The organism is Syntrophorhabdaceae bacterium (assembly GCA_028713955.1).
In the GTDB taxonomy this organism is placed as follows: domain Bacteria; phylum Desulfobacterota; class Syntrophorhabdia; order Syntrophorhabdales; family Syntrophorhabdaceae; genus UBA5609.
Genome location: JAQTNJ010000077.1, coordinates 2,990 through 13,237 on the forward strand (window position 1 = coordinate 2,990; position 10,248 = coordinate 13,237).

12 protein-coding genes are annotated in these 10,248 nt (G+C 46.1%); 2 read left to right on the forward strand and 10 right to left on the reverse strand.

Translation table 11 applies throughout. The features are described from left to right. A partial coding sequence (locus PHU49_08245; protein MDD5243993.1) for an acetyl-CoA hydrolase/transferase C-terminal domain-containing protein occupies positions 1–213 on the forward strand: 213 nt, incomplete at its 5' end. 207 nt (positions 214–420) lie between these two features. On the opposite strand, the gene pstB (PHU49_08250) is transcribed toward PHU49_08245, so the two are convergent. The 10 genes from pstB (PHU49_08250) to pstS form a co-directional block, all read right to left on the reverse strand. Next, positions 421–1,173 carry a phosphate ABC transporter ATP-binding protein PstB gene (pstB, locus tag PHU49_08250; protein MDD5243994.1) on the reverse strand — a complete coding sequence of 251 codons (753 nt, stop codon included), beginning with the start codon at positions 1,171–1,173 and terminating at the stop codon, positions 421–423. Continuing rightward, complete coding sequence (locus tag PHU49_08255; GenBank protein MDD5243995.1) at positions 1,173–1,928, reverse strand: phosphate ABC transporter ATP-binding protein; 756 nt, start codon at positions 1,926–1,928, stop codon at positions 1,173–1,175. The genes pstB (PHU49_08250) and PHU49_08255 overlap by 1 nt, the downstream gene beginning before the upstream one ends. A 5-nt stretch (positions 1,929–1,933) precedes the next feature. Then, complete coding sequence (gene pstA, locus PHU49_08260) at positions 1,934–2,770, reverse strand: phosphate ABC transporter permease PstA (protein ID MDD5243996.1); 837 nt, start codon at positions 2,768–2,770, stop codon at positions 1,934–1,936. A gap of 1 nt (position 2,771) precedes the next feature. Next, positions 2,772–3,629 carry a phosphate ABC transporter permease subunit PstC gene (gene pstC, locus PHU49_08265; protein MDD5243997.1) on the reverse strand — a complete coding sequence of 286 codons (858 nt, stop codon included), beginning with the start codon at positions 3,627–3,629 and terminating at the stop codon, positions 2,772–2,774. Beyond that, positions 3,622–4,437, reverse strand: coding sequence for a phosphate ABC transporter substrate-binding protein (locus tag PHU49_08270; protein MDD5243998.1), 816 nt, complete (start codon positions 4,435–4,437; stop codon positions 3,622–3,624). Before PHU49_08270 ends, pstC (PHU49_08265) begins: the two co-directional genes overlap by 8 nt. A gap of 2 nt (positions 4,438–4,439) precedes the next feature. Further along, positions 4,440–5,126: a phosphate signaling complex protein PhoU gene (phoU, locus tag PHU49_08275; GenBank protein ID MDD5243999.1), complete on the reverse strand. Its 687-nt coding sequence runs from the start codon at positions 5,124–5,126 to the stop codon at positions 4,440–4,442. A gap of 67 nt (positions 5,127–5,193) precedes the next feature. Beyond that, positions 5,194–5,952 (reverse strand): phosphate ABC transporter ATP-binding protein PstB, encoded by a 759-nt coding sequence (gene pstB / locus PHU49_08280; GenBank protein MDD5244000.1) that lies wholly within the window; start codon positions 5,950–5,952, stop codon positions 5,194–5,196. Continuing rightward, positions 5,934–6,779, reverse strand: coding sequence for a phosphate ABC transporter permease PstA (pstA, locus tag PHU49_08285; GenBank protein MDD5244001.1), 846 nt, complete (start codon positions 6,777–6,779; stop codon positions 5,934–5,936). Before pstA (PHU49_08285) ends, pstB (PHU49_08280) begins: the two co-directional genes overlap by 19 nt. Continuing rightward, complete coding sequence (gene pstC / locus PHU49_08290) at positions 6,780–7,694, reverse strand: phosphate ABC transporter permease subunit PstC (GenBank protein ID MDD5244002.1); 915 nt, start codon at positions 7,692–7,694, stop codon at positions 6,780–6,782. Positions 7,695–7,770: 76 nt separating this feature from the next. After that, entirely contained in the window at positions 7,771–8,826 is a 1,056-nt protein-coding gene (gene pstS / locus PHU49_08295) for a phosphate ABC transporter substrate-binding protein PstS (protein ID MDD5244003.1), read from the reverse strand. Between the two features lie 207 nt (positions 8,827–9,033). On the opposite strand from pstS, the gene PHU49_08300 reads away from it, so the two are divergent. Further along, a partial coding sequence (locus tag PHU49_08300; GenBank protein ID MDD5244004.1) for a hemolysin family protein occupies positions 9,034–10,248 on the forward strand: 1,215 nt, incomplete at its 3' end.

The window sequence follows — 10,248 nt, forward strand, 5'->3', positions numbered from 1 at the left end:
GGAGTATCGAGGATTGTCCCTGTATTGAAAGAAGGGGCTGCCGTTACTACATCACGGAACGATGTTGACTATGTTGCGACCGATTTTGGGATAGCGGCCTTAAAAGGCAAAACGGTGCGTGAGAGAATGAAGGCGCTCATCAATATTGCAGACCCGAAATTCAGAGAAGACCTGACCAAAAAGGCATACGAGATCTACCATATCCTTCTTTGAAGCGATTCTTGCCAGGGTTCAAGGGTCCTATCAAATACCCCCCAACCCCCCTTTTTCCCTTGGATCCTGGTCCCTTAAAAACAGTATATCGTATATAGTATATCGTGGTTCTAAGACCATTCAGCGTAAAGAGCGGTGAAAAGCATATCGTAAACGGCAAAAGAATCTTTTCGACATACGATATACGAACTACGATATACTGTGGGGTTATCCGAAGCGTCCTGTTATATAGCCTTCAGTCCTCTCATCTCCGGGCGAGGTAAAGATCTGTGAGGTTTCACCGAATTCAACGAGGTCACCGAGGAGCATGAAGCCGGTGTAGTCTGATACCCTCGCTGCCTGCTGCATATTGTGTGTTACGATCAGTATGGTATACTTCTCTTTCAGTTCCATCATAAGCTCTTCGACCCTCATGGTGGCAATCGGGTCGAGGGCAGAACATGGTTCATCAAGGAGGATGATCTCGGGCTCCACGGTCAAAAGACGCGCGATGCAGAGTCTCTGTTTTATCTCCTCGGAGAGGTTGAGGGCCGGTACGGAAAGTTTGTCTTTTAATTCTTCCCATAGGCCGACGGCCCGCAGACAATTCTCCACCATATCCCTGTTTTTCTTTTTATTTCCCAGGCCATGTATCTTCAGTCCATAGATCATGTTTTCATAGACCGTGAAAGGAAAAGGATTTGGCCGTTGAAATACCATGCCCACCTTTTTGCGGAGTTCTATGATATCGACCTCTTCGATCCTTTGATCATGGACAAAGATGTCCCCTGATATCCGGATGTCATCAATAAGGTCGTTCATACGGTTGAAGCAGCGTAAAAGAGTGGACTTACCGCAGCCCGAAGGTCCGATGAGCGCCGTGATAGAGTTTTTATGGACGTTGAAATTGATCTCCTTCAAAGCCTGAAAGCTGCCGTAGTGGAGATTGAGATCTTTTGTTTTCAGAACAAAGTTATTCATTATCCGAATTTTCCCTGGATGTAATCCTCTGTTTTCTTTATTGACGGCGTTGTGAAAAGTTTTTCCGTTGTGTCGTATTCGATGAGATCTCCCAGGTAGAAGAAGGCCGAGAAGTCTGTAATGCGGGCAATCTGCTTTGTGTTGTTGGAAACAAGGATGATCGTAAAATCCTTTTTCAGTTCACTCAGGGCATCTTCGATCTTTGCCGTTGAGATCGGGTCAAGCCCTGAACAGGGTTCATCAAGGAGAATGATCTCCGGTTTCAGGGCCAGCGTTCTGGCGAGACAAAGCCTTTGCTGTTGTCCGCCTGATAATTTGAGAGCGGACATACTCAGCCTGTCTTTTACCTCATCCCAGAGGAATGCCTTTTTCAGGCTGTCCTCCACAATGTAGTGGAGCGCGGTACGGTCTCCGATCCCTTTCAGACGCGGACCGTAAGCGATATTTTCATATATTGAGCGGGGGAGGGGGGTGGGAACAGCAAAGACGGTGCCCACGCGTCTTCTCAATTCAACGGTGTCAAGCCCGCCATCCAGAATGTTTTGCCCGTCTATATACACTTCACCTTCCATATGGACACCTTCTTCAAAATCGATCATCCGGTTAATGACTGATATAAGTGAAGACTTGCCGCTGCCCGAAGGCCCCATGAAGCCGGTAATAGTGTTTCTATATACATCGATAGTAACGCCTTTCAGGATCTCATTTTTTGAAAAGGTAACGCGCAGTCTGTTGATCGCAATCTTCGTATTCATAATTTTCAGGAGTACTTTGATATTGTTTTATTCATCAGGTAGTATGCTAAAACATTGATCAATAATATGCTCACAACAAGCACCAATGCCGTGCCGTAGGCCTTTTCCATGGAGATCCCTTCACGGGCCAGTATGTAAAAATGGACTGCCATGGTTCTGCCGGAATCCATAAGGGAGGTAGGGAGCCTCAGAGAGCTGCCCATAGTAAATATTACCGCTGCCGTCTCCCCAACAGCTCTTCCAACGCTTAGCATGATCCCTGTTAAAATTCCGGGGATAGCTGAAGGCAATACAACCTTTGTGACCGTCTCCCATTTTGTCGCACTGAGTGAGTAGCTGACGATCCTCAGGTTTCTTGGAACGGCCTTGATGGCCTCTTCGCTGGTCCTTATTATCGTTGGGAGTATCATGATCGTTATGGTAAGGACCCCTGCGAGCAAAGACCAGCCCATCTTCAGTTTGATGACAAAGAATATGAAGCCGAAAAGGCCGTACAGGATGGATGGTATCCCCGCGAGTGATTCGACACCGAAGCGTATGATCTTGGTAAATATGGATTCTTTTGTATATTCAGTTAAAAATATTGCTGTTCCGACACCAAGAGGTGTCGCAAAGAGTATTGAGAGAAGTGCAAGTAGTATCGTTCCGGCGATTGAAGGGAAGATACCGCCGATCCTCCCCATATCTTGAGGATAAGCAAAGATAAATTCAAAATTTACGTAGGGGAGTCCCTTGAAACAGATAATAGCGACAATGATCACCAGTATGCCGACCGTAAAAAAGGCCTGGAAATTTAACCCGATCTGTACAAATTTATTGGTAAACCTTGGATTTATTCTCATATTACATCCTTCTCTTGATCCCGAAATTGGCTATATAGTTCAGTATCATAATAATAACGAGCAAAACGACACCGGTAGAAAACAGTCCAAGCCTGTGATCACCTGTTGCGTAGGCAAGTTCCAGCGCAATATTGCCCGTAAGCGTTCGTAAAGGATCGAGGATGCTGGTAGGTATCCTGAGGGCATTCCCGGCGATCATAATGACAGCCATTGTTTCCCCGATGGCCCTCCCCATGCCCAGTATAAAACTCGCGAGGATCCCTGATCTTGCCGCAGGGATGATCACTTTGTAGATCGTTTGCCATTTTGTTGCTCCCATGGCAAAAGAGCCCTCCCGGTATGTTTTCGGAACACTCATCAGGGCATCGAAAGAGATACTGATTATGGTAGGCAGGATCATGATCCCGAGGATGATGGAGGTTGCAAGGAGTGAAAAACCTGATCCCCCGATATAGTTTCTTACGATGGGCACGATGTAAACAACCCCGAGGAACCCGTATACTACCGATGGGATACCGGCAAGGAGTTCAAGGGCCGGTTTCAAGAACATTTTAAGGCGCTTTCCTGAATATTCAGAGAGGTATATCGCGCAGGAAAGCCCCATGGGAGCGCCTATGACAAGAGCGCCGAATGTAACGAGAAAGGAAGACACGATCATAGGGAATATGCCGAAGAAACCTTTTGTGGGGGCCCACTTGAAGCCCAGGATGATATTTTTCAAACCGATTTTGTGAAAAAGGGGCAACCCTTCAAAGAGGATGAAGATAAAGATCAGGAAGAGAAACAAGAGTGATGAAAGGGCAAAGGTAACCAGTACCCACTTCACGAATTGTTCCTTTTTTACAGGATTTTTAATCATAGAAACCGACCAGGCCCTCTTTTTTAAGGATGCTCTGCCCATCCTTTGAAAGTACAAAATTGACAAACTTTTTTCCGTCTTCGTCAAGTTCACCGTTTGTTACATATAAAAATGGTCTCACGATCTTGTATCTCCCGGTTTTGATGTTTTTGATACTTGGGGCAACACCATCGATGGTTAAGGATTTTACCCTTTGATCGATCAGTCCGAGGGAGATGTACCCTATTGCATACGGGTCAGTGGCAACTACTTCCTTTACGGACCCGTTTGAATCCTGGACCATGATGCCATCGTCTATCTCACGTTTTTTCATAATAAGTTCTTCAAAGGAACTCCGCGTACCGGAGCCTTCCTCGCGTGTCACCGCGTCTATCTTTCTGTTGATCCAGCCCAGTTGGTTCCAGTTTTTGATCTCACCGCTGAATATCTTACTGACCTGTTGCAAAGTGAGTGCTTTAAGAAGATTTTTTGGGTGTACGACAACGGCAATGCCGTCATAGCAGATCGTTATCGTGTTAAGCATCTTCTCCTCTTCTTTCAATTCCCTCGATGACATCCCGATATTAACGGTGTTGTTAAGACACGCCTGGATGCCGGCGGTAGATCCTCCACCCTGAACATCAATAACAAATGCACGATGGTCAATCATAAAATGCTCTGCAAGTTTTTCCGTAAAAGGCATTACCGATGTTGACCCCGCAATGGTAATGGTGTGTTTGTTTTTTTTTGCCTTATCGGCCGGTTTGTTACTGCAGGAGATTATCAATGCTGCAAGCGCAACAACGATAATGCCAAGTTTTCTGACCATCTTTATTCCTCGGGGTCGGGGTCCTTCAAATGCCGTATGATCTTCCCCTCTACCATAAATATCACCAGTTCGGCAATATTTACTGCGTGGTCAGCCATTCTTTCAAGGTATTTTGATATAAAAAGGAGCCTCGTTGCCCTGGAGATTGTCCGCATGTCCTGCATCATGTAGGTCAGCAGTTCACGAAATATCTGGTCAAGCAGCTGGTCGACCTGTTCGTCATCTCTTGTCACCTTCAAGGCGAGTTGCACGTCTTCCCTTACAAACGCGTCAAGACTTTCTTTTACCATGATCTGTACGATCTCAGCCATCTTCGGCAGGTCGATATAGGGTTTTAACTGTGGTTCCTGGTTTATTTCCTGGACCCTCTCGCAGATGTTGACCGCCATATCACCTATTCGTTCCAGGTCGTAGTTGATCTTGATGGCCGTTGTGATGAACCTGAGGTCCCTTGCTGCCGGCTGCCGGAGTGCCAGGAGCTTTAGGCAAAGCTCGTCCACCTCGATCTCGTTGCTGTTAATAATATCGTCGTTGTCAATGACGCTTTTTGCGCGCTCTGAATCTCTTTCCTGGAGCGATTTTATCGCGTTCTGAATGGCCTTTTCTACGAGTCCGCCTTCGTAAAGGAGTTTTTCCTTTAATTCCTTCAGTTCCAGATCAAAGGCCTTGTAAATGTGTCCTTCCAGCATACGTCCTCCTTATAACCGGTAAACAGAGTATAGTAATTTTCGTTGCTGATTACAATGAGATTTTGGGTTAGCCAAATTTGCCGGTGAGATATTCTTCGGTTCTTTTATCTTTCGGGACAGTAAACATCTTTTCAGTAGACCCGAATTCGATCAACTCGCCAAGATAGAGAAATGCCGTATAATCAGACACCCGGGCAGCCTGGCCGATATTGTGCGTAACGAGGAGCATCGTGACGTTATTTTTCAGTTCAACAAATAGTTCTTCGATCTGGGAGGTTGATTTTGGATCGAGGGCGGACGTGGGCTCATCGAGAAGCAGTATCTCAGGATTCATTGCAAGCGCCCTTGCTATGCAGAGCCTCTGTTGCTGCCCTCCCGAGAGGAAGGTCCCTTTCCTGTGAAGAAAATCCTTCACTTCATTCCATAGCGCTGAGTCCTGCAAAGAGCGCTCAACAATCCCGTCCATTTCATCTTTGCCAAGCTTTATTCCATTTAATTTGTATCCTGCGACAACATTGTCATAGATGCTCATCATGGGAAAGGGGTTCGGTTTCTGAAACACCATGCCGATATGGCGTCTCAACACAATAGGTTCCATGGCATAAACATCTTTATCCTGGAGGTAGATCTTCCCTGACACCCTTGTGCCGGGGATAAGCTCATGCATCCTGTTGACACAGCGAATAAGGGTGGTCTTGCCGCAGCCGGATGGGCCCATAAGGGCTGTGACCATGTTCTTGCCGGCCTCCAGGTTTATTGTCTGCAGCACCTGACTGTCGCCGAAGAATGCTGAAAAATTTTCAATTTTTAGAATTGTACTTTCCATTTAACAGCAATCCCTCTTGCAATAAGATTGAACCCCAGAACCACTACAACAAGAATAAACGACGCGCCCCATGCAAAGGCATGCCACTCGGGATAAGGGCTCATTGCATAATAAAAGATGCGGTAGGGGAGTGAATCGATGGGTTTCAGGATATTATAGTTCATGAACTGGTTGCCAAATGCCGTGAATAATAATGGGGCTGTCTCTCCGGTAATCCTTGCAACGCTCAATAAGATGCCGGTCATAATACTGCCGAACCCGGTTGGAAGGATGACCTTGAGAATGGTTTTGTAATAGGGGACACCAAGCGCAAGGGATGCCTCTTTCAGATGGTATGGAATGAGTTTCAAGGTTTCTTCAGTGGTTTTAATGATGACCGGCAACATCATGATGCTGAGCGCAACCCCCCCGGATAACGCGGAAAAACTCCTGAAAGGCACTACAACCCATATATACGCGATGATACCGATGACGATAGATGGCGTACCCTGGAGGACGACAACGCAGAGACGTACAATATCGCTCAGTTTCCCCTCTTGTTTTTCGGAAAGGTAGATCCCTGCAGTAATACCGACCGGGATGGAAAGAATACAAGATAGAACGATGAGCATCAGAGAACCGATTAGGGCATTGTACACCCCGCCCCCTGTTTCACCGATTGGACGGGGAAGGGCGGTAAAGAACTCCCAGTTGATTACCGCAATACCATTTTTTGTAATGTAATAGAGGATAAGAAGCAGCGGCATCATAGACGCGAAGGCGAGAATGGCGATGATACTACTGAAGATCCTGTCTTTTATTATTCTGAAAGTACTGTGCCGTTCCACTTACGTTACCTCTCTTGATGCCGCTATGCCAATCTTTTTAATGAGGTATGTACCGGCAATATTAACGACTGTCGTAACCAGGAAAAGGACAAGCCCCACATATATCAATGAGGCCGCAGTGACACCTGTTGCCTCGGCAAATTCATTCGCAATGACACTGGCCATGGTGTTCCCGGGGCCGAAAAGGCTGGTTGGAAGAAAGTTGCTATTCCCGATAAGCATTGTTACCGCCATGGTCTCTCCTATTGCCCTGCCAAGTGCGAGAAGAATCCCTGCAATGATCCCTGACCTTGCATAAGGGATGATGACATTCATGATAACCTCAAACCTGGTTGCACCAAGGGAATATGCCGCCTCTTTCAAGTCTGCAGGCACAAGCGTAATAACCTCCCTCCCCATAGAAGCTGAGAAGGGGATTATCATGATTGCCAGTATGAGAGATGATGTAAAGATTCCCACCCCATGGGGTGTTACGCCTAATTGAATCTCGAGGGATCTGACCAAAGGCATTAATAGAAATAGCCCCCACAGACCATAGATAACCGATGGGATGCCTGCGAGGACTTCAACGGAACTTCGCAAAAACGCCGGTGCTGTACCTTCTTTCAGATATTCACCGAGAAAGATCGAGATCGCCAGTGAGAAAGGTATTGAGATCAAAAGGGCCAGGAACGAAGTGAAGAGGGTGCCGACGAGGAAAGGGAGTGCCCCGAATCTTTCAATAGTGGGGTCCCAGGTCTTCCCAATAAAGAAACCAAATCCGAATTCCCTTATAGAGGGTATGGAGGAAACACAGAGCGTCAGGAATATTGCCAGCAGCAAAACGACGATCGATATTGCCGTTATGGCAAGTACGGCGGTAAATCTCTTCTCCGATGAATCAACGCCTGATGTGGTTTTTACATTGCTGCTCATCTTTTCCAAACCTTGATAAAACCCGGAGAAGATATCTTTCTTGCCCCGGGTTTATATTACCCCTGATAGTTTTTAACTACTTCAAAATCGGTTTACCGTTGTAGGTCATAGAACGGATAAGCTTCATTGATTTGGCCACGGCCTCTTTGGAAAGAGGTGCATACTGAAGAGGCTCTACATACTTCTGACCGTCGTTTACCACCCAGGAAAGCATTTTAGCGAGGGTTTCGGCTCTTTCAAGGTTCCTCCCGCCGTAGTTTTGCTCTTTGTAGAATATGAGCCAGGTGAAGCTGCAGATAGGATAACCGTTTGCCGCAGGGGAATCGGTCAGGGACACGTTCGTATCATCCGGTATGCTGACATTTGCGGAGGCGCTCACCGCTTTGATGGTGGGCTCGATGAGCTTGCCGGCCTTGTTCTTTACATTGCCGTATGGCATCTTGTTCTGAAGAGCATAAAGGAGCTCGACATAGCCGACCGAGCCCGGTATCTGCTTCACATAACCGGCCACGCCGGGGTTTCCCTTCTGTCCGATCTGTCCTGCAGGCCAGTTCAGTGACTTTCCGGTACCTATCTTTTCTTTCCACTCCTTGCTGACCTTTGTGAGGTACTCGCTGAAGATATAGGTTGTGCCGCTGCCGTCGGCGCGATGGACAACGCTGATGGGAAGATCAGGTAATTTGATGCCGGGATTGGCGGCTGCGATCTTAGGGTCGGTCCATTTTGTGATCTTGCCCAGGAAGATATCGGCAATAATTCCAGGAGTGAAATTCAGTTTGGGATTTTCCGGAAGGTTGTAGGTAACAACAACGGCGCCGAGACATGTGGGTATATGGAGAACCGTGGCGCCTGCCGCTTGTAATTCCTTTTCGGTCATGAACGCATCTGTTCCACCGAAGTCAACGGTCTTCTTGGTGAGCTGGTTTATGCCGCCCCCTGAGCCGATCCCCTGGTAATTGATCTTTACTTTATACTGCTGGTTGTAAGCATCGAACATCTTTGAGTAAAGAGGCTGGGGGAACGTAGCGCCCGCCCCGAGCAATTCCTGGTCAGCGGCAACAACACTGGTTCCGGTAAAGGCCATGCAAAAGATGATACCCACCATAAAAAATATGCTGCATACTTTGAACATACATACCTCCTTAAAGGATTTACAGATAACAATATGCGATATATGTTATGGTCAGGTGAATATTCTGTTAAGATTTGGTTAATTTTACCTGTTGAATGAGATCTTTCAGAGGCTGCACAAATTTCTCAACATATGTGCTGCTCATGATATAATGTAAAAAATCATGGAAGACCGTTAAATGATTTTACAGAGGAGTGAAAAAGGCATATGAATAAACCTGCTTTGGCGATCTTTTTTATAATGGTGCTGATAATTATAAACGGCATCTTTTCTGCCGGGGAGTTTGCTATTGTTTCGTTGAGGAAAAGTAAGATCAAAGAGCTTATAAAGGCGAAAAAGGAAAAAGGGTCCGAGACGCTCCTCGAAATGAAAGAGAACCCGGAAAGGTTTCTATCTGCCGTACAGATAGGCATCACCCTCTGCGGTACTCTCGCATCCGCTATCGGAGGCATTATTTCTGTTCAATACATTAAACCTTTCATCAACCAGATCCCCTATATCCGGGTTTTTGATGATACCCTGTCGGTTGTTGTTGTGGTGGGGATACTGACCTACCTCTTCCTTGTCATCGGCGAGCTGGTTCCAAAGTATATAGGCATGAATTATAAGGAAAAGGTTGCTTTGTGGATTGCCCCTTTCTTCCACTTTATCGCAGGAGTGTTTTTTGTTTTTGTTAACTTCCTTTCCTTTTCCACTTTGTTGATTGTGAAGACTTTGAATCTTAAAAAGAGAGAGGAACACATCGGAGAAGGGGAGATAAAGGTATTGCTTGAGGAAGGAAGACGCAAGGGAGTATTTGATGAGACAGAAGAGAAGCTGATTCATAGTGTGTTTGAATTTGCAGACAGATCCGTAAAAGAGGTTATGGTTCCAAGACCAAATGTTTACAGTATAGACATTGAGGACGGTAAGGACGAGATAGTGAAATATATCGTTGAAAATGAGTTTTCCAGGTACCCCGTTTACAGGGAAAGTCTTGATAAGATTGTCGGTATTGTTTATCAGAAGGACATAACAAAACAGATATGGCTTCAATCGTCTTTCAGCCTGGATAAACTTCTTAAGAAGCCATATTTTGTGCCCGATACAATGGAGATAAGCATTCTTCTGAAGGAAATGCAGAAAAGACGCCAGCACCTTGCCGTTGTTGTTGACGAGTATGGAACAACGGCAGGGATTATAACGCTCGAAGACATTATGGAGGAGATATTCGGCGAGATACTGGACGAAACGGATGTGGATGATCGCATAGAAAGATTAAAGGACGGCTCTATTATTATTGATGCTTCATACTCAATAAGAGACCTGAACAATAGATTTAATCTGGACCTTTCAGAATCTCCGGATTACGAAACGCTTGGTGGTTTTATCCTCACGCAACTACAGGAGATACCGAAAGGGGGAGAAATAATACTCCACGGT